The organism is Escherichia sp. WS338, assembly GCF_046486405.1.
In the GTDB taxonomy this organism is placed as follows: domain Bacteria; phylum Pseudomonadota; class Gammaproteobacteria; order Enterobacterales; family Enterobacteriaceae; genus Escherichia; species Escherichia coli.
This window is the reverse complement of record NZ_JBJQLL010000009.1, coordinates 43,362-69,388: the sequence shown is the minus strand read 5'-3', so window position 1 is coordinate 69,388 and position 26,027 is coordinate 43,362. Positions and strand designations below refer to the sequence as shown.

Genomic DNA, 26,027 nt, shown 5'->3' with positions numbered 1-26,027 from the left:
TATTTACGATTATTTACCGACCTGGTGACCAATAACACCACCGACAGCTGCGCCACCTAATGTACCCAACGTACTGCCATCGGTTAGTACTGCACCGCCTAATGCACCTGCACCCGCGCCAATTGCGGTGTTACGGTCTCGTTTAGACCAGTTAGAACAGGCACTCAGAGACATTGCCAGGGTAATTGCCAGAACAGCCGCGGTCATTTTTTTGCTCGTTACAAACATAATACTCTCTCCTGAATTTATGATTCACGGAAGTAAGCTCTCTATAACTATAATAGCTAAGAATAAGCCTGGTGAAATTATTCCGTGAAATCCGCTCGCGCGCAGGGTTATATCACGCAGGTGATAATGACTTCCTGTTATATCGCTGATAATAATTTTATATCTTGAGAGTGTTAATAACAGGTAAATAGTCTTAATTATCAACCAGGAATCATCTTAGAGCGGATGATTTGCCAAACTGCAAATCATCCGTAGAGAAGGGAAATGGTTAAATGTCAACGACGTGAACGGTGAGTTTACTGTGCTCAAGATGCATCAGATCGCTGGCGCGTATTTTCGAATCGGTAATCACGCGATTGAATCGCTCAACGGGACCGATGGAGTATGAATGTACAGCACCAAATTTCGAGCTGTCAGTCAGGACTATTGCTTCGCACTCTTTTTCCAGCACGGCATTGACCACATCGGTACGCATCATATCGCGACCGGTGAATCCAGTTTCAGGTTGCCAGCCATCAATACCAATAAATGCTTTGCTGAAATGTACCTGTTGGATGCACTGGCGTGTCAACGGGCCAACCATACTTTCGCTTTTTTTCTGGTACACGCCACCGAGCAAAATAACTTCACAAGGCGCGTCTTTCAGCAAATGCGCGATGTAGCTGCTGACCGTGATGATAGTGACATTTTTCTTCTGCTCGCCCAGAGTCCGGGCGAGCAGGGCATTGCTGCTGCCATTTTCGATAAAGATGGTTTCGCCCGGTTGAACCAGTGACGCGGCAAACTCGGCGAGTTCACGCTTCAGCGTATAGTTGCTCATCATACGAGTTTCGACGTCATCACTATCAAGCGATACTGCAAAGCCATGTGCACGGCGGAGGTAACTCAGTTTTTCGAGGGTGTTGAGATCCTGGCGAATGGTAACTTCAGAAACTCCAGTGGCTTTTGCCAGATCGGTTACGCTAACCTGACCCTGGTCAATGACCATCTGTAGAATAGTTTGTTGTCGGGAATTCATCGCTGTAATTCTTATAACGTTATAATACTAAATAAAAAAATACTGACGCGCCGGGCATCCTCAAATAGGAAAACCTGAAGGCACGATTGTTAAATCTCCCACGGTGCCTTCGGGATGTCTGGCGTAGATTCAGCAACCTGGCGCAAGAGTTCTGCTTTAAGTATCTCGAGATTATGTATCGCAGAGTGGTAATCGCCTGCCACAAGGATATCTAACACAATATCAATACGTTCGGCAACGCGCTGGGCATCAAATTCAGACATCAAGGACATCCTTATAGCAAAAGGGGGAAAATGAATAATGCAAAAATTGCCGCTAAAAGAGAAGTGTTTAACAGCAACGGCTAATTATCATCCGGGAATACGATATATAATTACGGAATATATCGCTAAGTATATATATTCATCTACTTATGCGCGCTTCAGATAGCGTTTATACCAACGTTCGAAGGCGACGGCGGGCATCGGTTTGGCAAACAAAAATCCTTGCCGCTCATTGATCCCGTTCTTGGTTAAAAAAGCATCTTCCTTTGCACTCTCTACACCTTCGGCGATCACCTGAAGATTCAATGCCTGGGCCACAGCGACGATCGCCCGGACCAGTGACTGCGAGACAGGTTGTTTGTGAATATCTCGAACAAAAACCTGGTCAAGTTTGATGGCATCGATCGGAAAGCGCGCCAGTTGCGAAAGTGAAGAGTAGCCGGTACCAAAATCGTCCAGATGCACTTGCGCACCTAGTTGGCTAAATTGTTGAATAACAGAAAGTGCCAGTTCATCATTCTCAATCAGGCAGCTCTCCGTCAGTTCAACATCAATAGGGCAGTATTCAAAATTGAGTTCCTGGAGAACCTGTTTCAGGGCGGTGAAAATGGTTTGATCGGCGAGCTGACGTGCAGAAATGTTTACCGCCACTCGCAGGTTAATGCCTTTATCCCGCCACTTCGCCACCTGGCGTACGACATCGAGAATCACCCAACGGCCTAAAGGCACAATTAGCCCTGACTCTTCGGCGTAGGAAATAAAGTCCAACGGTGGAATTAACCCACGTTCAGGTGACTGCCAACGTACTAAAGCTTCCAGACTGCGTACTTCGCCACGCCAGGTGATTTTCGGTTGATAGTGAATAACCAACTGATCGTTTTCCAGTGCTTTACGCAAGTTGGTATCCAGCCAGAGATATTCAAATACCCGCTGATTCATTTCTGGAGTAAAAACGCAAAATTGTCCTCGTCCGCCTTCCTTCGCTGTGTACATTGCTGTGTCGGCGTGACGAATAATAGCCGCGCTGTCCGAACCATGTTCGGGAGAGAGTGAAATACCCACTGAACAGCTGGTATAAACTTCAATTAAACCAATGCGGAAGGGGAGTCGTAAGCGGGTCAAAATTCGTGATGCCATTGCTTCCAGCGCGCTTTGTGAGGTATTGGATGCCAGTACCAGAAACTCATCGCCACCTGGACGCGCCAACACCTGATCATGTTCGAGACAGCTTAAAATGGCCAATGACACGTCGCGTAATAGCTGGTCACCAAACAAATGCCCATAAGCGTCGTTGACCTTTTTAAAATTATCCAAATCAAGATACACAACCCCAACTTTATTGTTATCTGCCTGATTAATGGCGTGATCGATTAACTCCTGCATTGCGTTACGATTCGGCAGTCCGGTGATACTGTCGGTATTTGCCAGAATACGCAGTCGCTCCTGAGCGCGGCGCTCTTCGGTAATGTCGGTGCCGGAACAGATTAAAAAAATTTCGTTCTTGCCACTGCCGCTGTGGACAAATTTATTGCGAAACAGAAACAGCCGCTGGCCTTTACGTGTTGGTATCCACAGTTCGACTTCATATGCATTGCCGCTTCGAAAAAATACACGGTTATTGCGCCTGGATGCCGCAGCTTCACGACGGCTCATAAACAGTTTAAACACGCTTTGGCCAATGACGTCGTGTTCTTTCAACCCAGTGTAATCTTCACATAACCGATTGAAGCGTTGGATATTCCCCCGGCTGTCGAGAATCACTATTGCGGAATGTGCTTCAGAAACTACCTGCTCAGCAAAGGAAAGTCCGTGTGATAAATCACGAGCAACTGCTGGTGTGTCATGCCATGCAGACGCGTTGCCAGCCCATTCCCGTTTATTGATTTTTCGTCCTACCAGATGCACAGAAAGATCGCTTTCATCGACGGTCAGACTCATCATCAGGCTGGAGGTGATGACCGTCATTTCCCTGATGCGAGCAGCCTGTTCGGCAGATAACTGCAACGTACGTTCAGGTTCTGTGGTTTCGGTGGTAGAAAAGCGCAAAACATCGCTGCTTTCCGTTAACCGCCAGTATGGATTGTGCGATCCGAGAAAGTTGTACAACGTTGTGGACTCCCTAACGGTTTTCATGATGCATATCCTCCGGTTAACAGCGGAGTCCGCGGTTAAATAAAAGGAACAACATGACTTACATGAAATTAACGGCGGCTAAACGCATTGTTTTTTTTATATATTTATTTGTAATCCAGTTTTGGAAAAACGCCAGTTTTCAAACGAAAGTCAGTTAAAAAACTGCCGGGATATGATGAAGGTAGAGCGGGGAAATAAACGGCCCATTCATAAGGAATGGGCCGTGAAAGGAGATTACGCGACCGGGCGCGCAATAATGCTGCGGGTTTCCATGCGGACTTCGGCAATGGTGACGTCAATAACGTCAGTCACTTTGTAAGCCGTTTCACCTTTAATTTGTACAGTGCCGTTTTCCTGGCTGCAAACCAGTTCATCGCGCACAGCGTGTAAGAAAGGTGCCGGAATAAAGGCGATAGCGCCGTTATCAACCAAACGCACACGCATGCCGCCACGGCTGATATCGACAATTTCCGCCGCGAAACGGGTGTCGGTCCCGGCTTTGTCTTTCAGGAAGCGTGCGTATAACCAGTCGCCAACATCACGTTCTGCCATTCGGTTGAGACGGCGACGCTCGGCCATTTGGACAGTGATTTCATCCTGCGGACGCGTCGCAGTTTCGCCTTTGATAACCGCTTTCAGCAGACGGTGGTTGATCATGTCGCCATATTTACGGATCGGCGAAGTCCAGGTGGCGTATGCTTCCAGACCGAGGCCAAAGTGAGGACCGGGTTCAGTGCTAATTTCAGCAAATGACTGGAAGCGACGAATGCGGCTGTCGAGGAAACCAGTTGGTTGCGCATCCAGTTCACGACGCAGTTTGCAGAAACCGTCCAGCGTGAGCACTTCTTCAGCATCGACATGCAGACCGTGCGTTTTCAGCAACGCTGCCAGCGCGTCGGCATTCGCCGGATCAAAGCCCATATGCACGTTATAGATGCCAAAACCGAGCTTATCGCGCAGTACGCGGGCCGCACAAATATTAGCGGCAATCATCGCTTCTTCGACGATACGGTTGGCAATGCGACGAGGCTCGGCGACGATATCCAGCACTTCACCTTTTTCACCGAGAATAAAGCGGTAATCCGGGCGATCTTTAAACACCAGTGCGTGGTTATGACGCCACTCGCCGCGGCGTTGGCAAATTTGCGCTAGCAAACGGACTTGTTCGGCAATTGCTTCACTTTCGGGCTGCCAGTCACCGGTATTTTCCAGCCAGTCAGAAACCTGGTCATACACCAGCTTCGCTTTGGATTCGATGGTGGCGGCAAAGAATTCGATATTATCTTCAATGGTGCCATCAGTGGAGAGCGTCATGCGGCATGCCAGTACCGGGCGGACTTCATTGGCGCGCAGTGAGCAGAGATCGTCAGAAAGCTCGCGAGGCAGCATAGGGATGTTGAAGCCAGGCAGATAGTTGGTGAATGCGCGAATTTTCGCGGCTTTGTCCAGCTTGCTGCCTTCAGCAATCCACGCGGTTGGATCGGCAATCGCCACAATCAGCTGAAGTTTGCCATCCGGTAACGCCTTGGCGAAAAGGGCGTCATCCATATCTTCTGTGCTGGCACTGTCGATGGTGACAAAATCCAGCTCAGTCAGATCTTCACGAACCAGACCTTCATCGAGCATTTCGGTAGCGACGCCGTCTGGTGCTTCTTTTTCCAGATTATGACGCGCAAGGGTAACCCACCACGGTACAAAGTGATCGTCACCAAAAGTGATGTATTGTGTCAGTTCAGCATAGAAAGAACGATCGCCTTTCAGCGGATGACGGCGCATTTCGGCAACCGCCCAGTCGCCTTCTTTAAACTCGTGGTTCAGGCCACGGGCTGCGCGGCAAGGAATGGCGTCTTTTAAGAGTGGATGATCAGGAACGATGGCCAGACGGTCATTTTTGCCCTGAACTTTACCCACGAAACGAGTCAGGAACGGTTCAACCAGTTCTTCTGGCTCTGCGGATTCACGTTCTTTTTCACTGTGGATAACCGCGATAATTCGGTCGCCATGCATGACTTTTTTCATCTGCGGCGGCGGAATGAAATAACTTTTTTGCGCGTCGACTTCCAGGAAGCCAAAGCCTTTTTCTGTGGCTTTTACCACCCCTTCAACGCGTGGCGTCTGGGAATGCAGTTGCTGTTTAAGCTGCGCTAGCAGCGGGTTGTCCTGAAACATAATTGTCTATTTTGATGGCCATTAGAGCGGCTGACAGTTTTACGCGAATCTGTCTGACGCGGCAAGGTTAATATGTCTCACCCAACGCGATTTTTAAGCGATTTATCCAGCCACACAGCCCGCTCCATACCAGCAGATTAATAATCTGCGTTGATGATTTTTCGTGTTCGAGTAATGGGCTGAACTGGGCGGCGCTAAAGCGATCGGGTGCTCGGGTCAGCCATTGTATCGCCTGAACGGTAGCGCGCTCAACAGAATGACGGTCAGCCCATCGGTTAATTTCATTTTCGCCCTTGCGCAGAAGGGGGCTGATTTTTTTATATTCATTTGATGAATTCATACAGGCGGCAAAACAAGCAGGACTGCCATTTATCCGCGCGCATAACAACGCCGCAAGCTGATTATCCGGCTGTGTATTGACCCGTGTGCTGTTTAACAACTTTTCGAGAAGGGAAAGTGAAATAGGGTGGAGAGAGAGTGTGTTGGCCAGTTGGCAAAGTTCTGCAGTTGAACTTTTTGTGTGCTCTTCAGGGAGTTTTTCCACCTCATAGCTGCTTCGCCAGCGTAATGATTCATCAGCAAACAGTGACGCGTCGGCGTAGTTTTGTATCTCCAGACCGGGTAACCAGCGTACCGGATGCCCGAGATAAGCCTGAAATGTCGCAATTGTCCGCGCCTGAAAGCCAATAAAACCAATGATTTGGTTAATGATCACACAGTCACAGACAGTAAGACCAACGTCATTCAGATGCTGGCGCGATCGGTTGTCGATAATAGAAGGCGAGCTAGCCAGTTGGCGGGCATATTGCGTGATTTGTGCCAACCGATGATTACTTTCCCTGGAGGAATCAGGCCCGGGGAGCGGCGTAAGTCGCGCCGAATAGTAGTTACATAACCGTTGGACGCCGCAAACCTGAGCAACCGTCAGGGCCGTCGACAAGCGTTCATAAGCGGTGAAGGTCTGTGAACGGGTCACGGTAAGCGGGTCAGGGAACAACTCTACTGCAAGAACGCGCGCAGGGACCAGCCATGAAAGGAAGGGTGCCAGCGTTTCTTCATCAAGGATCACGTCGAGCAGAAAGGGATCGCTGACCTTTGCGGCTTCCGGGACCAGAGGCAGAACGTCATACTCCGCAGTACTGGATTGCGTTTCATGATACCAGTGGCTTTTGCCGGTGATGTGGCGTTGTTCCATGGGCGCTCCTTGGTCGTAAAGGAAATCGTTATCCTGACGCAAGGCGGGAAGGGGAGAAAGACGGATCGGCGATAACAAATATCAGAAAGGTATAACAGAGATAACGGGCGGCAGAACGCCGCCCATCTTTACCAACAGAACGATTATTTCAGTTCGAGTTCGTTCATTGCAGCGATGCTGAAACCGCCGTCAACGTGGACCACTTCACCGGAGATACCGGCAGAGAGATCGGAGCACAGGAATGCCGCGGAGTTACCCACATCTTCAATAGTAACGGTACGGCGAATCGGGGTAACGGCTTCGCAATGAGCCAGCATTTTGCGGAAGTCTTTGATACCGGAAGCCGCCAGAGTACGGATCGGACCCGCAGAGATGGCGTTAACACGCACACCTTCCGGACCCATCGCGTTCGCCATATAGCGCACGTTCGCTTCCAGAGACGCTTTTGCCAGACCCATAACGTTGTAGTTCGGGATAGCGCGCTCAGCGCCAAGGTAGGAAAGGGTCAGCAGGGCAGAACCCGGATTCAGCATGGAGCGGCAAGCTTTTGCCATTGCAACGAAGCTGTAGGAGCTGATGTCGTGGGCAATTTTGAAGCCTTCACGAGTAACGGCGTTAACATAGTCACCATCCAGCTGATCGCCAGGTGCAAAACCAATAGAGTGTACGAAACCGTCAAATTTCGGCCAAACTTTCCCCAGTTCAGCGAACATGGTGTCGATGCTGGTATCTTCGGCAACATCGCACTGCAGAACGATGTCAGAACCCAATTGAGCGGCAAATTCTTCTACGCGGCCTTTCAGTTTGTCGTTCTGGTAGGTGAATGCCAGTTCAGCTCCTTCGCGGTGCATCGCCTGAGCGATACCGTAGGCGATGGACAGTTTGCTGGCAACACCGGTTACCAGAATGCGCTTACCGGAAAGAAAACCCATAGCTTTAATCCTTATTGTTGATGCTTGTTGTGCCTGAAAATCAGGCGATTCGTCGTTTTAGTAAACAGTACGAACAGATAAACGGTTATTATAATCAACCTGGCTGTGGGTGGCTATAGTTGCGCTTTCTGTAGCGGAGAGAAGCTGCGGTACAGAGCATTTTGCGTTATCTACTCCTGACGCCTGCAAGGGGGAGGTTGGGGAAATATCTTATAGAATCTGACTTTGAAACTATTCGTATTAGCTCCGATAAGTTTGATGATGAAAACAGAACTGGCGACAACAAGTCGCTGTCTTTCTGATGAATTGACCCCAACTTAATATTGTCAACTATCTTCACAGAATCTCCACAATCTCTTCATTATCAGAATATGCATCATGAATAAGATAAAAATACTTTCCATTACTTTGGAGAAACGTATAATTAGCAAAAATGAGAATGATCATTCTCACCAAGTGATAGGCCAGGAGACAGAAATGACCAGCAAGCTGGAGATACGCCACAAACAGCGTCAGGATGAAATCATTAACGCCGCCCGTCGGTGTTTTCGTCGCTGCGGATTTCATGCCGCCAGTATGTCGCAAATTGCCAGCGAAGCTCAGCTTAGCGTGGGTCAGATATATCGTTACTTCGCCAACAAAGACGCCATTATTGAAGAGATGGTTCGCCGTATCATCGACTTTCGTATTGCCCAAATGGACATTGACGCGCGTACCGATCACTTTCCGGAAGTTCTTGCCTTGCGTAAATCCTTAAATGAGGACGACGACGCGCTGATGCTGGAAGTGGCTGCAGAAGCCACACGCAACCCGCGGGTGATGGCAATGCTTGAAGAAGCTGACGCCAGAATGTTCGCTAACGGTTGTGCTCATATGAAAAGAATGCATCCCCATCTTAGCGACGAGCACATTCGTTGCTGCGTTGAAGTGTTTGCTACCATGATGGAAGGTACGGTTTATCGTCGTTTAACACCGCAAAAAAGCGATCCACAACATCTGCAGGAAATATATCAGGATATTGTTAGTATGTTGATAAATAAATAAGAACAGAATTAACCAATAGCGGGGGATATTAATCCCCCTTATTTCATTGCGAAATTCATTTCGCGATGCGGGTTCGTTATAACTGAATATCCCTGACATATCCTCATTAATTTCAATGAGGAGGGTATTTCTCACCCTGGAGAAAATAATGAAGTATATAGCAACATCTGTAGTGGCAATGCTGCTCTTATCGGGTTGTGATAATACGCAAAGTAACAATTCATCCCCGTCAGAAACAGAAGTCGGCGTTGTTACGCTCAAATCTCAACCGGTTTCGGTAGTCAGTGAATTAACCGGACGCACCAGTGCTGCGCTCAGTGCTGAAGTACGTCCGCAGGTTGGGGGAATTATCCAGAAACGCTTATTTAAGGAAGGTGATCTGGTCAAGGCTGGACAGCCGCTCTACCAGATTGATGCGGCCAGTTATCAGGCTGCATGGAATGAAGCTCGGGCAGCATTACAACAAGCACAGGCACTGGTAAAAGCCGATTGCCAGAAAGCGCAGCGTTATGCCCGACTGGTGAAAGAGAACGGTGTTTCACAACAGGATGCTGATGATGCTCAGTCTACCTGTGCACAAGATAAAGCCAGTGTAGAGGCGAAAAAAGCCGCACTGGAAACTGCGCGCATTAATCTTGACTGGACCACGGTAACCGCACCGATTTCGGGGCGTATTGGTATTTCGTCGGTAACCCCTGGCGCACTGGTGACCGCGTCGCAGGATACAGCGTTAACGACTATTCGTGGTCTGGATACAATGTATGTCGACCTCACTCGCTCTAGTGTCGATTTATTACGTCTGCGTAAACAGTCACTGGCGACCAACAGTGACACCATGAGCGTCTCACTTATTCTGGAAGATGGCACAACTTACAGCGAAAAAGGGCGTCTGGAACTCACCGAAGTCGCTGTAGATGAGTCTACCGGTTCGGTGACATTACGGGCGATTTTTCCCAATCCACAACAGCAGTTATTACCGGGAATGTTTGTTCGCGCTCGTGTCGATGAAGGCGTGATGGAAGACGCTATTCTCGCGCCGCAACAGGGCGTCACGCGCGATGCTAAAGGCAATGCAACTGCGCTGGTGGTGAATAAAGACAATAAAGTAGAGCAGCGAACGCTCGAAACGGGAGAAACGTATGGTGATAAATGGCTGGTGCTGAACGGCCTGCACAACGGCGACCGACTGATTGTTGAAGGTTCTGCCAAAGTCACTTCAGGGCAGACCGTCAAGGCTGTTGAAGTTCAGGCTAATGGAGGCAACGCCTGATGTTTTCGCGCTTTTTTGTTCGCCGCCCGGTCTTTGCCTGGGTTATCGCCATTTTGATTATGTTGGCGGGGATTCTGGCTATTCGCACATTGCCCGTCGCGCAATATCCTGACGTTGCGCCACCGACCATTAAAATTTCAGCCACTTATACTGGTGCTTCTGCCGAAACGCTGGAGAACAGCGTGACTCAGGTTATCGAGCAACAACTCACTGGGCTTGATAATTTACTCTATTTCAGCTCAACCAGCAGCTCTGATGGTTCGGTCAGTATTAATGTGACCTTTGAACAAGGTACCGATCCAGATACTGCACAGGTTCAGGTGCAGAATAAAATTCAGCAGGCGGAGTCGCGCCTACCCAGCGAAGTGCAGCAAACGGGTGTTACGGTGGAGAAATCACAAAGCAACTTTTTGCTGATTGCTGCCGTGTATGACACCACTGACAAAGCCTCCAGTTCGGATATCGCCGACTGGTTGGTTAGTAACGTTCAGGACCCGCTGGCGCGTGTTGAAGGTGTGGGGAGTCTGCAAGTCTTTGGCGCGGAATACGCTATGCGCATCTGGCTTGACCCGGCCAAACTGGCGTCTTACTCGCTAATGCCTTCAGACGTGCAAAGTGCTATTGAAGCGCAAAACGTGCAGGTTACTGCCGGGAAAATAGGGGCATTGCCTTCACCGAATACTCAGCAACTGACCGCAACGGTACGTGCGCAGTCTCGTTTGCAGACGGTGGATCAGTTCAAAAATATTATCGTGAAAAGCCAGTCAGACGGCGCAGTTGTTCGTATAAAAGATGTGGCTCGCGTTGAGATGGGCAGTGAAGATTATACCGCTATCGGCAAACTTAACGGTCACCCGTCTGCCGGGGTTGCTGTAATGCTTTCGCCCGGTGCGAATGCGCTGAATACGGCGACGCTGGTCAAGGATAAGATTGCCGAATTCCAGCGGAACATGCCGCAGGGATACGACATCGCATACCCGAAAGACAGCACTGAATTTATTAAAATCTCCGTAGAGGACGTAATTCAGACGCTGTTTGAAGCCATCGTATTGGTGGTTTGCGTGATGTATTTATTCCTGCAAAACCTGCGTGCCACACTGATTCCGGCGTTAGCTGTCCCCGTCGTTTTGCTGGGCACATTCGGCGTTCTTGCGTTGTTTGGCTATTCGATTAATACCCTGACGTTGTTTGCAATGGTGCTGGCGATCGGCTTGCTGGTGGACGATGCCATTGTGGTGGTAGAGAACGTCGAACGCATTATGCGTGACGAAGGGTTGCCCGCGCGTGAAGCCACGGAAAAATCAATGGGCGAGATTTCTGGCGCACTGGTTGCCATTGCGCTGGTGTTGTCAGCCGTATTCCTGCCGATGGCCTTCTTTGGGGGATCTACGGGCGTAATTTATCGTCAGTTCTCCATCACCATCATCTCCGCAATGCTGCTTTCCGTGGTGGTGGCATTGACCTTGACTCCCGCCCTGTGCGGTTCCGTCCTCCAGCATGTTCCGCCACATAAAAAAGGCTTTTTCGGCGCATTTAACCGCTTTTACCGCCGTACTGAAGATAAATATCAGCGAGGCGTAATTTATGTCCTGCGCCGTGCTGCTCGAACGATGGGGCTTTATGTCGTACTGGGTGGTGGAATGGCCCTGATGATGTGGAAACTGCCGGGCAGTTTCTTACCCACTGAAGACCAGGGCGAAATCATGGTGCAGTACACGCTGCCGGCCGGGGCGACCGCTGCCCGTACAGCAGAAGTGAATCGCCAGATTGTTGACTGGTTCCTGATTAACGAGAAAGCAAATACCGATGTCATTTTTACCGTTGATGGTTTCAGTTTTAGCGGCAGCGGACAGAACACCGGGATGGCGTTTGTTTCGTTGAAAAACTGGTCTCAACGTAAAGGGGCAGAAAACACCGCCCAGGCTATCGCCCTACGGGCTACCAAAGAGCTGGGCACAATTCGTGATGCCACGGTATTTGCGATGACGCCGCCAGCCGTTGATGGGCTGGGCCAAAGCAATGGTTTTACGTTTGAATTGTTAGCTAACGGTGGAACCGATCGTGAAACACTGCTGCAAATGCGTAATCAGTTGATAGAAAAAGCGAATCAAAGTCCGGAGTTACATTCTGTACGCGCCAATGATTTGCCACAAATGCCGCAATTGCAGGTAGATATTGATAGTAATAAAGCGGTGTCATTAGGGTTGAGTTTGAATGATGTCACCGACACCCTGTCCAGTGCGTGGGGCGGTACTTATGTGAATGACTTTATTGACCGTGGTCGTGTGAAAAAAGTCTACATTCAGGGCGACAGCGAATTTCGTTCCGCGCCGTCAGACTTAGGTAAATGGTTTGTGCGCGGTAGCGATAACGCCATGACACCATTCTCTGCTTTTGCGACCACCCGCTGGCTGTATGGACCGGAAAGACTGGTGCGCTACAACGGTTCTGCAGCCTATGAAATTCAGGGGGAAAATGCGACTGGCTTTAGTTCCGGCGATGCAATGACAAAAATGGAGGAACTGGCAAACAGTCTTCCTGCGGGAACAACCTGGGCCTGGAGTGGTTTGTCATTGCAGGAGAAACTGGCCAGCGGTCAGGCATTAAGTCTGTATGCAGTTTCTATTCTGGTGGTTTTCCTCTGCCTTGCAGCACTGTACGAAAGCTGGTCAGTCCCGTTCTCGGTCATTCTGGTGATCCCTCTGGGGCTTCTTGGCGCGGCGCTGGCGGCCTGGATGCGTGATTTAAACAACGACGTTTACTTCCAGGTAGCGCTATTAACTACTATCGGCTTGTCGTCGAAAAACGCCATTCTGATTGTGGAATTTGCTGAAGCGGCGGTTGCAGAGGGCTATTCCTTGAGTCGTGCGGCATTACGCGCGGCGCAGACTCGTTTACGCCCAATCATCATGACCTCGCTGGCGTTTATTGCGGGGGTAATGCCGCTGGCGATAGCAACCGGCGCAGGGGCGAACAGCCGCATCGCCATTGGTACGGGCATTATTGGCGGCACGCTGACCGCTACATTACTGGCCATTTTCTTCGTTCCTCTGTTTTTTGTACTGGTGAAACGTTTGTTTGCCGGTAAACCGCGCCGTCAGGAGTAAGTTATGTTGCGTCGTTCTCTTATTTTTCTGGTGTTGTTGAGTGCGGGATGTGTCTCGCTCGATCCTCACTACAGTACGCCTGAATCCCCAATCCCGGCGACCTTGCCGGGAGCACAGGGCCAGGGGAAGGCAATCAGCCATGACTGGCAGCAGGTGATCCACGATCCCCGATTGCAGCAGGTAGTAACCATTGCACTGAACAGTAACCGCGATGTGCAAAAAGCGATTGCTGATATTGACTCAGCACGGGCGCTCTATGGGCAAACTAATGCGTCGTTATTTCCGACGGTGAATGCGGCCTTAAGTTCGACTCGCAGTCGTTCGCTGGCGAATGGTACGGGAACAACTGCCGAGGCTGACGGCACGGTGTCCAGTTATACGTTAGATCTGTTTGGTCGTAATCAGAGTTTATCTCGGGCGGCGCGGGAAACCTGGCTTGCCAGTGAATTTACAGCCCAGAACACTCGTTTAACGCTGATTGCTGAAATCAGCACCGCCTGGCTGACACTGGCGGCCGATAACAGCAACCTGGCCCTGGCAAAAGAAACGATGGCCAGTGCAGAAAACTCATTGAAAATTATCCAGCGCCAGCAACAGGTTGGCACGGCGGCAGCGACAGATGTCAGTGAGGCGATGAGTGTTTATCAGCAAGCGCGCGCCAGCGTTGCCAGCTATCAGACACAAGTGATGCAGGATAAAAATGCGCTGAACTTACTGGCAGGTACAACGCTTGCGGAAAATCTGCTACCGGGAACACTGGAAAGCCTGCCGGAACAAATGATAAGTCTGGTTCCTGCGGGAGTATCATCTGATGTTCTGCTGCGTCGCCCGGATATCCAGGAAGCGGAACATAATTTGAAGAGCGCCAATGCAGATATTGGCGCGGCGCGGGCTAACTTTTTCCCGACGATTTCGCTGACTGCCAGTGCCGGTGTTGGCAGTGACGCGTTGTCGTCGTTGTTCAGCCACGGAATGCAGATCTGGTCATTTGCGCCATCGGTCACATTACCGCTGTTTACTGGCGGAAGTAATCTGGCGCAGCTTCGTTACGCAGAAGCACAAAAGCGTGGACTCATTGCCACCTATGAAAAAACCGTTCAGAGCGCATTTAAAGATGTCGCTAACGCACTGGCGCGGCGGAACACGCTTGAAGAGCAACTGGATGCACAGCGCCAGTATGTTAAAGCTGAACAACAAACGGTCGATGTTGGCTTGCGTCGCTATCAGGCGGGTGTTGGTGATTACCTGACCGTGTTGACGGCGCAGCGCAGCTTGTGGAGCGCACAGCAGGAGCTGCTGGCACTGCAACTGACTGATTTTACAAACCGAATCACGCTCTGGCAGTCGCTGGGCGGCGGCATGTCATCACTCAAGTAAGGAATAATATGGCTAGAGTCTCTCTTTCATGGGCATTGATTCTTGGTCTTTTAGCCGGTATCGGCCCGATGTGTACCGATCTTTATTTGCCGGCTTTGCCGGAGATGTCTGAGCAACTGGCGGCAACCACGACCATAACGCAATTAACCCTGACCGCATCACTGATTGGTCTTGGCGTCGGACAACTGTTATTTGGCCCTCTGAGCGACAAAATAGGGCGTAAACGTCCGTTAATCTTGTCGTTGCTATTGTTTATTGTTTCTTCCATTTTATGCGCGACAACGAACAATATTTACTGGCTGGTGGTCTGGCGTTTTATTCAAGGGATCGCGGGGGCGGGTGGTTCGGTGCTCTCTCGTTCTATTGCTCGTGACAAATATCAGGGAGTAACGTTGACCCAGTTTTTTGCGCTGTTAATGACGGTGAATGGCCTGGCACCGGTGTTGTCGCCAGTGCTGGGCGGGTACATTGTTAGCACTTTTGACTGGCGCACTTTATTCTGGGTAATGGCTGAAATTAGCACCGTACTGTTGCTGGGCTGCCTGTTATTTATTAATGAGACCTTGCCAGAAAATAAAAGGGGCTCATCATTGCTATTAACCGGACGAAGCGTGGTGCAGAACCGCCGTTTTATACGCTTTTGCCTGATTCAAAGTTTTATGCTGGCTGGTTTGTTTGCATATATCGGCTCTTCGTCGTTCGTGTTGCAGAAGGAATTTGGCTTTAGTCCAATGCAATTTAGCCTGGTGTTTGGCCTTAACGGCATCGGACTTATCATTGCTTCATGGATCTTCTCGCGCCTGGCGCGACGGATTAACGCGATGACATTGTTGCGAGGTGGCCTGATAGCGGCAATTTTGTGTGCATTGCTCACGGTCTTATGCGCATGGATACAATTGCCCATTCCGGCACTGGTGGCATTATTTTTCACCATCGCATTTTGTAGCGGCATCGGCACTGTTGGCGGGGCAGAGGCTATGAGTGCAGTAGGGACGCAGGAATCTGGAACGGCGTCTGCGTTGATGGGGATGAGCATGTTTGTCTTCGGCGGTATAGCCGCGCCATTGTCGGGAATTGGCGGAGAAACACTGTTAAAAATGAGTCTGGCAATTACGGTGTGTTATACGCTGGCATTGCTGGTTGCTCTCACCAGAATCGACAACCAAAAGTAATGAACACCTCATCCTGAGGGGGGCCTGTCAGGATGAGGTGCAAAACACTAACGGTCCTTACGCCACGCATCCGCCGTCAATGCCTCGCCAAAATGACCGGCGATCAGCCGTTTGGTGAGTTCATGCAGCGGCGATGCCAGCACATCTGCGGTGCTGCCTCGCTCGACAACCTCACCCTGATGCATCACCAGCACCTGGTCGCTAATGTGCTTCATCATTCCGATATGCTGGGTAACATAAATATACGAAATGCCCTGTTTTTCCTGTAACTCCAGCATCAGATTAATCAACTGCGAACGCATCGACATATCCAGTGAGGCGAGGGCTTCATCGGCAATAATGACTTTTGGGCGCAATATCAGCGCGCGCGCCAGACCCAGACGCTGTTTTTGCCCGGGTGCTAACATATGCGGATAGTAACTGACGTGATCCGGTAGCAGCCCAACCATACGCATCGTTTCAATAATCTGTTTGCGACGCTGTTCCGGTTCCAGGTCGGTGTTCAGGCGCAGTGGAAAATCCAGAATTTGCGAGATACGTTGACGGGGATTCAACGAGGTCGAAGGATCCTGAAAAATCATGCGAATACGCTGACTGCGGAAGGAATAATCGCCAAAATGCAGCGGATGATCGTCAATCAATAACTCGCCGCTGGTAGGTTCTATCATTCCCGCCAGCATTTTTGCCAGCGTGGATTTACCCGAACCATTCTCGCCGATAATCGCCAGTGTCTGGCCTTCACGTAGCGTAAAGCTCAAGGGTTTTACCGCTTCTACGGTCTGACGACGAAACCAGCCGGTCCGGTAGCGGAACGTTTTACTTAAATTGCGCACTTCAAGTAGCGTTTCGATCATCTCACTCTTTCTCCATGTTCAGTGGGAAATGACAGGCATAGAGATGATTTTTCGCCCCCGTCAAACGTGGCGTCACAATGCATTCTCGTTGTGCATACGGGCAACGTGGCCCCAGACGACAACCAATCGGTAACTGTTCCAGCAGCGGGATAGCGCCGGGCAGCGTATTGAGGCGACTTTTATGCGGCATCGCGCTGCCGAAGTCTGGTATCGCGCGGATCAGCGCCTGGGTATAAGGATGGTGTGGCATCGTCACCAACTCCTTACTCGGCGCGGTTTCCACCGTTTGACCGCAGTAAAGCACGTTAATTTTATCCGCCCATTGGCTAAGCATTTGTAAGTCATGGCTGATAAGCAAAATAGTGGTATTACTGTTTTGGTTGAGACGCGTCAGCAGGCGAAAGATTTGCGCCTGGGTTGTTGGCTCCATTGAGTTGGTCGGTTCGTCAGCAATTAGCAGACGCGGTTGATTCGCCAGTGCAATGGCTATCATCACTTTCTGACATTCACCTTCGGTCAACTCATAGGGAAAACTGCGCATCGCATCTTTGTGATCTTTAATCCCCACGCGGTGCAGCAGTTCAATGGCACGGCGTTTGCGCCAGCCAAAACGCTGCCACCAACGGCCTTTATAGGTCCAGGCAGGGATGTTTTGCATCAACTGGCGACCCACACGTTCTGAAGGGTCAAGACACGACTGTGGTTCCTGGAAAATCATCGACACGTTGTGACCAACCAGCTTGCGCCGTTCGCGTGCGGAGAGACGCAGCAAATCGATATCATCAAAACGCATACGGTCAGCAGTAACACGCCAGTTATCTTTATTCACCCCACAAATCGCTTTAGCAATCAAACTTTTGCCGGAACCGGATTCGCCAACAAGACCGCGGATTTCACCTTCGGTTAAGGTCATACTTACGCGGTCGACGGCTTTAACCCACTCATCACCGGTTTTAAATTCAATGGTCAGGTTACGAATATCGAGTAATGGCATTATTCCACCCCCGCAATAATTGCACGACGGACACCGTCGCCAAGGAGGTTAACCAACAGCACGCTAATCATAATTGCCGCACCTGGCAGCATGACAGTCCACGGGGCGACATAAATCAGTTCCAGCGCATCACCGAGCATCGCTCCCCATTCAGGCGAGGGGAGTTGTGCGCCGAGATCGAGAAAGCCCAGCGCGGCGATATCGAGAATTGCCATCGACAGTGCGCGGGTGATCTCGGTGACCAGCCCGGCGGTGATGTTGGGCATCACAGCAAACCAGAGAATATTCAGCGTTGATGCGCCATCCAGACGGGCGGCGATAACGTACTCTTTTTCCAGTTCGTCATGCACCATGCTGTAAATCGAACGTACCATACGAGGCAGCAGCGCCAGCCAGACGGCAAACATGGCGTGAGACAAACTCGGTCCGGCAAACGCTACAACGATAATTGCCAGCAGTAGGGAAGGGATCGCCAGTAAGGTATCCAGAATATGGTTAAGCACCGCTGAGCGTAGGCCGTGCGTCGCGCCGGCGAAGGTGCCCAGTATCAGGCCGCAGATCGTCGCGGCAAGCGTCACCACAAATGCGCCACCTACGGTTGGCGCAGCTCCGCTCAGTAAACGGCTTAAAACATCGCGTCCGAGGTCGTCAGTCCCCAGGAAGAAAGAAACTTCGCCATAGCGCGACCATGACGGCGGCAATAATTGGTAACCGAGAAATTGCTGGTCGATGCCGTAAGGCGCAAACCAGCCGCCAAAAATACACAGTACAGCCAGCCCCGCGCAGCCGTACAGGCCGACCATCGCAGAGGCGTCACTATAAAATTTGCGCCAGGCGGTACGCAGCGTGCCCGGCGGGCGCTTTTCGCTGTATACGCTATCGTAAGGCATACCATTCCTTATGTTTCAGAGGGTTAGCCATGGCACCCAAAATATCAGAAATCACGTTAACAATAATGACCAGTGAGCCACACACCATCACTCCGGCGGAAATGGCTGCGTAATCCTGCTGGCGGATGGCGTTAATTAACCAGCGCCCTAAACCCGGCCAGCTAAAAACCATTTCGGTGATCATCGCCAGCGTCAGCATGGTAGAAAACTGTAAGCCCAGGCGAGGAATAACCGGAGGTAACGCGTTATGCAGAACGTGGCGACGCAAAATAGTAAAGCGCGACAAACCGCGGGTCGCCGCTGCTTTAACATAGTTCTGGTCATACACTTCGATAGTGCTAATACGCATCAGTCGGATCACTTCAGTTGTTGGCGCAACCGACAGGGTGATCACGGGTAATATCATATGGCGGATTGCGCTCATGACCATTTCATCCCGCCACGGTGAGTCCGAAAGCCAGGCATCAATCAACGCAAAACCGGTAATCGGTTTCACTTCGTAGAGCAAATCGAAACGCCCAGAAACGGGCAACCAACCTAGCGTGAGTGAACAAAACAGCGTCAGCAGAAGCGCCAGCCAGAACACCGGGATTGAAAAGCCCAGTAAGGCGATGGCGTTGATCAAGTTATCCTGCCACTTATGGCGCGTAATCCCGGCAATCATTCCCACGGGGATGCCAACAATCAGCGCAAAACCGAAGGCGAGGATGCACAGTTCCATCGTCGCCGGGAAGACCTCTTTTAACTGTTCGGCAATCGGTTGACCGTTAATGCTGGAAACACCAAAATCCCAGTGGATCAGGCCATTAAACCAGAACACCCAGGCATTCCACAGTGACGCGCCTTGTAACGGCGCATGTGGGGTGAAATAGCTCAAGCTGAAGCCAACGAAGGTCAGCAGGAACAAGGTGACAATCAATAACAAAATGCGGCGTAAGGTGAAGATAATCATGGCTTTTTCACCTCATCCTGTTTCTCGCGATACACCCCAGCAAAGGAGGCGTTACCAAACGGGCTAAGTACCAGACCTTTGATATCGTACCGATAGGCCTGCAAACGCAATGACGACGCCAGCGGCAGAATAGGTAATTCCTGCGCCAGAATACTTTGCGCTTCGTCATAGGCTTCAATACGCGCCGCCAGCTGCTGCGAGGAGAGCGCCTTACGCAACACGCTGTCGAATTTCGGATCGCACCAGTGGGCGAGGTTGGTCTGTGAATGAATTGCCGCGCAGCTCAGTAACGGACGGAAGAAACTGTCCGGGTCGTTACTGTCCGTCGCCCAACCGGATAACGTCAGATCATGGCTCATATCCATCAACCGCGCCTCCTGAAAACGACCTTCTACCGGCACAATCACCACTTTTACGCCAACCTGTGCCATATCCGCCTGAATCAGTTCGGCGGTTTTCAGCGGACTGGGGTTCCACGCCTGCGAACGTGTTGGCACCCACAGTTTCAGCGTTAAGTTTTCCAGCCCCAACGCCTTCAACTGTTCGCGCGATTTTGCCGGATTGTATTCAGTAATTTTAGCCTCGTTGTCATAGGCCCACGAGGCGCGCGGTAAAATAGAGGCCGCCGTTTCAGCCGTACCATAATAGATGGATTGCATCAGGCGCTGGTTATTAATCGCCAGTGCCAGCGCATGGCGGACAGCGGGGTTATTTAGCGGCGGTTTAGCGGTGTTAAACGCCAGATAGGCGACGTTCATCCCCGGGCGCAGCGTTAAACGCAAGCGTGGGTCGTCACGCAAAATGGATAGCTGACTGGCAGCAGGCCAGGCCAGAACGTCGCACTCCCCGGTCAGGAGTTTCGACAATCGTCCTGTACCGCCAGAGCCTAAATCCACCACCACTTGTGGCATCAACGGCTTACCACGCCAGAAATCATCATGACGTTGTAAGCGAATATATTGCCCGGCGCGGTATTCCGACAACTGATACGGTCCAGTGCCGACCGGCTGACGGTCGAGTTGCTCCTGGCGATCTTCTTTCTCTAACTTCCGGGCATATTCTGCCGACATGACCGAAGCATAATGGGTTGCGAGGTGCCACAAAAAAGAAGCATCCGGCTGAGCCAGACGGAACTCAACGGTATGATTATCCAGTTTACGGACGCTTTTCACGTTATCGGCAAATTGCAGGCTGTCGAAGTAGGGGAAGTTGCTGCCGTTGACGTTATGCCACGGGTTGTTGCGGTCAAAAATTCGCTGGAAGGTAAACACCACATCGTCGGCATTCATTTTACGAGTGGGAGTAAACCAGTCGGTTTTTTGAAACGGAACATCGCGACGCAGGTGGAAGCGATAGGTCGCGCCGTTGTCGAGTACTTCCCAGCTTTCGGCAAGTTCCGGCATCAGGCGATAGGTATAGGGATCGACATCCAGCAGTCGATCATAAAACTGGGCGGCAAGGGTATCGACAATTAACCCACTGCTCGCTTTGGATGGGTTAAAGGTGTTGACTTGCCCGCTGACGCAATAGACAAAACCGCTGTCGCGGATATCAGCATGCGGGGGGGATTCAGGCGCGGCGATTGCCTGACCACTCACAAGTCCAGCAATCACCAAAAGAGACGATAATACCTGGCGCATAATATTAATGGATTTTATGTAAAGAGGCTATCTTACTAATATTTAATGACATTTGCCATTACCGTTTGTGTTCAGGGGTCGTAATGAGGGCCGTGTGGTTGGTCGTTGAACAGATGACGTCGCCATCTGTTCAACATTCGTACCCGTGATTTCTCTATAACTATAACTCACAGAACAACTTAGCGAGGAGCAGAGCGGTACGATCGTGAGAAACCCATTGAGGCACGCTGCAGTGCGTGTCATTGTTAGCCGGATGCGGCGTGAACGCTTTATCCGGACAACGATACTGACCGAGAGTCTGCAATGAAATAATTACTCATTACCCCATTGATTCAAAAACTCTGCGATCTCATCAATGCGTACGGGATTAATCCCCGCTTCAGCAGCCATTTCATGTTGGGCTTCTTCGCTGATCTCTTCATTGTTCATCAAACGGGTGAGCAGTAACTGGAAGTAGAGGGCCAGCGGTGTGCGTTCAGCGTCTGCGACAGGCTCTGCGCATTCGGTCGCGTACTCATCGGCAATATCAAAATATTTTAGCGGGATATCGTGGTTCATTATTTGCCCCTGGGGTTAATGCGCTAAGCATAAGGGCGGATGATAGCACTCGTGATCCGGGTCATACATCTTTTTATAGTTAATGGCGCGGTGCATTACCCTCAGGCAGGATAATGCGCCGCGCATCCGACTATTACGTTTCGCTCACCGGCGTTCTGTCACCATCATACAACGGCACTTTGCGATAGCGGCGGATCAGATACCACAAATATGCGCCGCCTAACGAAGCCCATACCAGACCGAGTGTCAGTGACGTTGACTCGAGGTTAACCCACAACACACCCACCGTCAGCGCGCCAACCAGCGGCATCAGCAAATAGTGGAAGTGATCCTTCCAGCTTTTATTCATTCCTTTACGCCGCCAGAAATGATTAAACACCGACAGATTTACGAAGGTAAATGCCACCAGAGCACCGAAGTTAATCAATGCTGTCGCGGTGACTAAATCAAAGAACAGCGCTGACAACGCGACAATCCCGACCATAATGACGTTCAGTGCCGGAGTCCGCCATTTCGGGTGCACATAGCCAAACACGCGCTCCGGAAACACATTGTCACGCCCCATCACATACAGCAGACGCGACACGCTGGCGTGCGACGCCAGGCCAGACGCTAACGTGTTCACAAACGTGGTACAGAGGAAAATCGACTGGAAGAGCTTGCCGCCGACGTATAGCGCAATTTCAGGCAGTGCGGCGTCCGGGTCTTTAAAGCGGCTGATATCGGGAAAGAACAGCTGCATAAAGAACGACGCAGCGATAAAGATAACGCCGCCGTATACCGCCGTCAGGAAGATGGCTTTCGGGATCACGCGTGCGGCGTCCGGCGTCTCTTCCGAAAGCGTGGTCACCGCATCGAAACCGAGGAAGGAGAAACAGACAATCGTCGCCCCGGTAATAATTGGGATCAGGTGCGCGTTCTCGCTGATAAACGGCTGAAGTGACCAGACGGTGCCAACGCCTTCTCCTTTATGCAGTCCCTGAACAACCAGGAAGATAAACACCACCATGATGGAGATTTGCACCAGTACAAACAAGGTATTGAAGTTAGCGACCAGGTTGACGCTCTTCAGATTCGCGGCGGTTAAAATGGCAACGAAGGTTACCACCCACACCCACGGCGGCACTTCCGGGAAGAGGGCGGAGAGATAGATTTTCGCCAACAAAACGTTGATCATCGGCAAAAAGAGATAATCCAGCAGCGATGACCAGCCGACCATAAATCCGACGTGCGGGTTAATCGACTTTTGCGCGTAGGTATAGGCCGAACCGGCCTCCGGAAACTGGCGAACCAGTTTGCCGTAGCTGATAGCGGTAAACAGCACGCCCGCCAGCGCCAGCAAATAGGACGCCGGAACGTGACCGTCGCTAATGCCGGAGACAATACCAAAAGTATCAAATACGGTCATCGGCGTGAGATAGGCCAGACCCATCATCACCACCTGCCACAATTTCAGTGATTTTCGCAGACGGGTTTTGCCAGGTTGCGCAGCAATATTCAGTGGTGAATTAATAGCCATAATTGCTGCCTCCCCTGCGTAATAAGGTTTGCGGTCGTGTCGACCTGAAATCAAACCTGTTTAGCAAGGGAAGCAGAGGGGGCGGAGTCCAGTCAGTCGCAGGAGGGGCGCATACGCAGCCTCCCTCGCCATGCGGGGATTTAATCATCGGCATCATCTCATTTCCTCGTCACAGTCTTAATCGTTAACGGAAGCCCGTTGCCGCCTGCGCTCCATAACGCGACATCCGGGAAATGTCTGGATTACCAGCAAATGTCAGGCCTGGCTCCGCTCAGGCCGATGAAACAACCCCGCAAGGGGTATTACGCGTTTTTCAACATCCACTCAATTTCTGTTTCTGTGATGAGGCGCTCAAACTGCAACAGCTCATCATTTTTACAGGCGTGATAGACATGGCAGAAGCGTTCGCCTAAATAGCGGCGCAGGTGATCATTCTCGATAAACTCACCCAGGGCATCGCTCTGGCGAATCGGGAAGGGTAAGCCTTCCTGTTCCAGCCCGTTACCTTCGACTTCTTCCTGTAATGGCAGTTCGTTATCAAGGCCATGCAAAATACCGGCAAAAATCGCCGCCATCACCAGATACGGGTTGGCATCGGCACCCGCCACGCGATATTCCACGCGGTGATTATGGCGATCGCCGCAGGGAATACGCAGGGCGACGGTGCGGTTGTTATGGCCCCACGACGCCTGCGTCGGTACATACATCCCCGGCTGGAAGCGGCGATACGAGTTCACGTTTGGTGCCAGCAACGCCATTGATGACGGCATCAGGTCAATCATCCCGGCGAGCATCTTTTTCAGCAGCGGCGAATCTTCGCCTTCCGCGTCAGAAAGCACGTTCTCGCCACGATTATTTTGCATACTGATATGGATATGCATCCCGCTGCCCGCGTGCTCTTCATACGGCTTCGCCATAAAAGTGGCGTGCATCTTATGCTTTTCTGCCATCAGACGCACCAGGCGTTTTAGTGCCAGCGCATCATCGCAAGCTTCCAGCACGTTATCGGTATGGTAAAGATTGATTTCAAACTGACCTGGCGAGGCCTCGGCGACCGCGCCATCTGCCGGAATCAGCTGTAACTGCGCCAGCTCATCAATATCATTGAGCACGTCGGCGAAGTGGTTGAGGTTATCAACGGAGTAAACCTGGCTTTGTGTATTGCGGTCATCGGTGCCGGGCGCGCAGGGCGGTTGCAGATATCCTTCAGCGTCGCGCTGGCGATCCAGTAAATAGAACTCCAGCTCTACCGCTACGACCGGGAACAATCCGCGCTGGCGCAGCTGCTGCCACAGGCGGTTAAGAACGTTCCGCGGCTCAACGTCAAAGGGAGCGCCATCTTCATCGACCATGGTCAGGAGCATCTGACCGATAAACTCTGGATCGGCGGCAGAAGGGGTTAAGGAACCGAGAACAGGAACACAGGTACGATCCGGCTCGCCCATTTCCTGACCCAGGCCCGCTTCTTCTACTACGTTGCCCAGAATATCCATTGCAAACACCGAGGCCGGGAAATAACACCCTTTCTCGAGCTTCTTCAGGCTTGAAACAGGAATACGTTTTCCACGGAAGCAACCATTCAAATCGGTAAGTAAAACATCAACATATTGCGTATTCGGGTAGCGCTCCAGGTAGCGTTTCACTTCCTGCGTAAAGGCGCTACCCCGCCTCTCTTCTGACTGCTGAACAAAGTTCTCTACTTCAACGATATTGGTTTCCATGATTCTTCGCCTTTGGTTTGTTTTCCGCTCGTTATCAAAGCGTAAAATATAATGACCACTATTCGAATCTGTATGCAAACTAAATGTTTGTCAAATGTTAAATTGAGTTTGCAAAAATGAAAACCCACTGCTAGATTGAAAAAATATTGAACATAAAGGTCATTTAAAGCGCAGTAATGGCGATAATTTAGTCCACTTTGTGAGATTGAGTATGGAAAATATAATGAACAATCCGGTTATCGGTGTCGTAATGTGCAGGAACAGGCTTAAGGGTCATGCGACCCAGACTCTGCAAGAAAAGTACCTGAATGCCATCATCCACGCAGGCGGCTTGCCAATTGCGCTGCCACATGCGCTGGCGGAACCGTCATTACTTGAACAACTTTTGCCGAAACTCGATGGCATTTATCTTCCTGGTAGTCCCAGCAATGTGCAGCCGCACCTATATGGTGAAAACGGCGATGAGCCTGACGCCGATCCTGGGCGTGATCTTCTGAGCATGGCGTTAATTAATGCCGCACTCGAAAGGCGCATCCCCATTTTCGCCATCTGCCGGGGTTTACAGGAACTGGTGGTGGCAACCGGTGGTTCGTTGCATCGCAAGCTGTGCGAACAGCCTGAATTGCTGGAACATCGGGAAGATCCCGAACTGCCGGTGGAGCAGCAATATGCGCCGTCGCATGAAGTTCAGGTTGAAGAGGGGGGATTACTGTCTGCGTTGTTACCTGAATGTAGCAACTTTTGGGTAAACTCTCTGCATGGACAAGGGGCGAAGGTCGTTAGCCCACGGTTGCGTGTTGAAGCTCGCTCGCCGGATGGCTTAGTTGAGGCGGTTAGCGTCATCAATCATCCTTTTGCGCTGGGCGTACAGTGGCACCCGGAATGGAACAGTAGCGAGTACGCGCTTTCGCGTATATTGTTCGAGGGCTTTATCACCGCTTGTCAGCACCATATCGCTGAAAAACAGCGACTCTGACCACTACAGTTTAAG

24 protein-coding genes are annotated in these 26,027 nt (G+C 51.0%); 8 read left to right on the top strand and 16 right to left on the bottom strand.

The annotated features are described in order from the left end of the window. Positions 1-9: 9 nt before the first annotated feature. From osmB to yciZ, 3 genes are all read right to left on the bottom strand, one after another. Positions 10-228 carry an osmotically-inducible lipoprotein OsmB gene (gene osmB / locus ACJHWT_RS10550; protein WP_000498253.1) on the bottom strand — a complete coding sequence of 73 codons (219 nt, stop codon included), beginning with the start codon at positions 226-228 and terminating at the stop codon, positions 10-12. Positions 229-496: 268 nt separating this feature from the next. Continuing rightward, positions 497-1,246 (bottom strand): DNA-binding transcriptional regulator YciT, encoded by a 750-nt coding sequence (locus tag ACJHWT_RS10545; protein WP_001088621.1) that lies wholly within the window; start codon positions 1,244-1,246, stop codon positions 497-499. A gap of 89 nt (positions 1,247-1,335) precedes the next feature. Next, positions 1,336-1,509: a protein YciZ gene (gene yciZ, locus ACJHWT_RS10540; RefSeq protein ID WP_001288368.1), complete on the bottom strand. Its 174-nt coding sequence runs from the start codon at positions 1,507-1,509 to the stop codon at positions 1,336-1,338. Between the two features lie 37 nt (positions 1,510-1,546). Here yciZ and ymiD point away from each other — a divergent pair, with 37 nt between their 5' ends. Next, positions 1,547-1,675, top strand: coding sequence for a protein YmiD (gene ymiD / locus ACJHWT_RS10535; RefSeq protein WP_212735859.1), 129 nt, complete (start codon positions 1,547-1,549; stop codon positions 1,673-1,675). Here the strand turns inward: ymiD and pdeR are convergent. Beyond that, positions 1,657-3,642 carry a cyclic di-GMP phosphodiesterase gene (gene pdeR / locus ACJHWT_RS10530; protein ID WP_000859965.1) on the bottom strand — a complete coding sequence of 662 codons (1,986 nt, stop codon included), beginning with the start codon at positions 3,640-3,642 and terminating at the stop codon, positions 1,657-1,659. The genes ymiD and pdeR overlap by 19 nt on opposite strands. 53 nt (positions 3,643-3,695) lie before the next feature. On the opposite strand from pdeR, the gene ACJHWT_RS10525 reads away from it, so the two are divergent. Beyond that, the gene (locus tag ACJHWT_RS10525) at positions 3,696-3,800 is read left to right on the top strand and encodes a hypothetical protein (RefSeq protein ID WP_000221855.1); all 105 of its coding nucleotides are present in this window, start codon (positions 3,696-3,698) and stop codon (positions 3,798-3,800) included. Between the two features lie 76 nt (positions 3,801-3,876). Here the strand turns inward: ACJHWT_RS10525 and ACJHWT_RS10520 are convergent, their stop codons facing one another. The 3 genes from ACJHWT_RS10520 to fabI form a co-directional block, all read right to left on the bottom strand. Continuing rightward, a complete protein-coding gene (locus ACJHWT_RS10520) occupies positions 3,877-5,811 on the bottom strand; it encodes an exoribonuclease II (RefSeq protein ID WP_000485061.1) in 1,935 nt (644 codons plus the stop codon). Positions 5,812-5,878: 67 nt separating this feature from the next. Further along, positions 5,879-7,006, bottom strand: coding sequence for a carboxymuconolactone decarboxylase family protein (locus ACJHWT_RS10515; protein ID WP_001296036.1), 1,128 nt, complete (start codon positions 7,004-7,006; stop codon positions 5,879-5,881). Between the two features lie 143 nt (positions 7,007-7,149). Further along, positions 7,150-7,938 carry an enoyl-ACP reductase FabI gene (gene fabI, locus ACJHWT_RS10510; RefSeq protein ID WP_000506492.1) on the bottom strand — a complete coding sequence of 263 codons (789 nt, stop codon included), beginning with the start codon at positions 7,936-7,938 and terminating at the stop codon, positions 7,150-7,152. Between the two features lie 477 nt (positions 7,939-8,415). Between fabI and ACJHWT_RS10505 the strand changes: the two genes are divergently transcribed. The 5 genes from ACJHWT_RS10505 to ACJHWT_RS10485 all read left to right on the top strand — a co-directional run bounded on the left by ACJHWT_RS10505 (position 8,416) and on the right by ACJHWT_RS10485 (position 15,908). After that, a complete protein-coding gene (locus ACJHWT_RS10505) occupies positions 8,416-8,982 on the top strand; it encodes a TetR/AcrR family transcriptional regulator (RefSeq protein WP_000202113.1) in 567 nt (188 codons plus the stop codon). Between the two features lie 148 nt (positions 8,983-9,130). Continuing rightward, positions 9,131-10,252 carry an efflux RND transporter periplasmic adaptor subunit gene (locus ACJHWT_RS10500; RefSeq protein WP_000873802.1) on the top strand — a complete coding sequence of 374 codons (1,122 nt, stop codon included), beginning with the start codon at positions 9,131-9,133 and terminating at the stop codon, positions 10,250-10,252. Next, positions 10,252-13,359, top strand: coding sequence for an efflux RND transporter permease subunit (locus tag ACJHWT_RS10495; protein WP_000492814.1), 3,108 nt, complete (start codon positions 10,252-10,254; stop codon positions 13,357-13,359). The genes ACJHWT_RS10500 and ACJHWT_RS10495 overlap by 1 nt, the downstream gene beginning before the upstream one ends. Before the next feature lie 3 nt (positions 13,360-13,362). Continuing rightward, positions 13,363-14,736, top strand: a complete 1,374-nt coding sequence (locus tag ACJHWT_RS10490) for an efflux transporter outer membrane subunit (protein ID WP_000946225.1) — start codon at positions 13,363-13,365, stop codon at positions 14,734-14,736. 8 nt (positions 14,737-14,744) lie between these two features. After that, positions 14,745-15,908 carry a multidrug effflux MFS transporter gene (locus tag ACJHWT_RS10485; RefSeq protein WP_000135015.1) on the top strand — a complete coding sequence of 388 codons (1,164 nt, stop codon included), beginning with the start codon at positions 14,745-14,747 and terminating at the stop codon, positions 15,906-15,908. A 47-nt stretch (positions 15,909-15,955) separates the two neighbouring features. Here ACJHWT_RS10485 and sapF read toward each other — a convergent pair whose 3' ends face one another. The 9 genes from sapF to puuA all read right to left on the bottom strand — a co-directional run bounded on the left by sapF (position 15,956) and on the right by puuA (position 25,036). Then, positions 15,956-16,762 (bottom strand): peptide ABC transporter ATP-binding protein SapF, encoded by an 807-nt coding sequence (gene sapF, locus ACJHWT_RS10480; protein WP_000573407.1) that lies wholly within the window; start codon positions 16,760-16,762, stop codon positions 15,956-15,958. 1 nt (position 16,763) lies between these two features. Then, entirely contained in the window at positions 16,764-17,756 is a 993-nt protein-coding gene (gene sapD, locus ACJHWT_RS10475) for a peptide ABC transporter ATP-binding protein SapD (RefSeq protein ID WP_001128858.1), read from the bottom strand. Further along, positions 17,756-18,646, bottom strand: a complete 891-nt coding sequence (gene sapC / locus ACJHWT_RS10470) for a peptide ABC transporter permease SapC (RefSeq protein WP_001146161.1) — start codon at positions 18,644-18,646, stop codon at positions 17,756-17,758. Before sapC ends, sapD begins: the two co-directional genes overlap by 1 nt. Further along, on the bottom strand, positions 18,633-19,598 hold the full coding sequence (gene sapB, locus ACJHWT_RS10465) for a putrescine export ABC transporter permease SapB (RefSeq protein WP_000583281.1): 966 nt from the start codon (positions 19,596-19,598) through the stop codon (positions 18,633-18,635). Before sapB ends, sapC begins: the two co-directional genes overlap by 14 nt. Then, entirely contained in the window at positions 19,595-21,238 is a 1,644-nt protein-coding gene (gene sapA / locus ACJHWT_RS10460; RefSeq protein WP_001250221.1) for an ABC transporter substrate-binding protein SapA, read from the bottom strand. Before sapA ends, sapB begins: the two co-directional genes overlap by 4 nt. A 312-nt stretch (positions 21,239-21,550) precedes the next feature. After that, complete coding sequence (locus tag ACJHWT_RS10455; protein ID WP_001015102.1) at positions 21,551-21,796, bottom strand: YmjA family protein; 246 nt, start codon at positions 21,794-21,796, stop codon at positions 21,551-21,553. Positions 21,797-21,929: 133 nt separating this feature from the next. Then, entirely contained in the window at positions 21,930-23,315 is a 1,386-nt protein-coding gene (gene puuP / locus ACJHWT_RS10450) for a putrescine/proton symporter PuuP (protein ID WP_000996856.1), read from the bottom strand. Continuing rightward, a complete protein-coding gene (locus ACJHWT_RS10445; RefSeq protein WP_120795382.1) occupies positions 23,305-23,469 on the bottom strand; it encodes a protein YmjE in 165 nt (54 codons plus the stop codon). The genes puuP and ACJHWT_RS10445 overlap by 11 nt, the downstream gene beginning before the upstream one ends. 148 nt (positions 23,470-23,617) lie before the next feature. After that, positions 23,618-25,036, bottom strand: a complete 1,419-nt coding sequence (gene puuA, locus ACJHWT_RS10440; RefSeq protein WP_001296746.1) for a glutamate-putrescine ligase — start codon at positions 25,034-25,036, stop codon at positions 23,618-23,620. A gap of 211 nt (positions 25,037-25,247) precedes the next feature. Between puuA and puuD the strand changes: the two genes are divergently transcribed. Then, on the top strand, positions 25,248-26,012 hold the full coding sequence (gene puuD / locus ACJHWT_RS10435; protein ID WP_001307158.1) for a gamma-glutamyl-gamma-aminobutyrate hydrolase: 765 nt from the start codon (positions 25,248-25,250) through the stop codon (positions 26,010-26,012). Positions 26,013-26,027 lie beyond the last annotated feature (15 nt).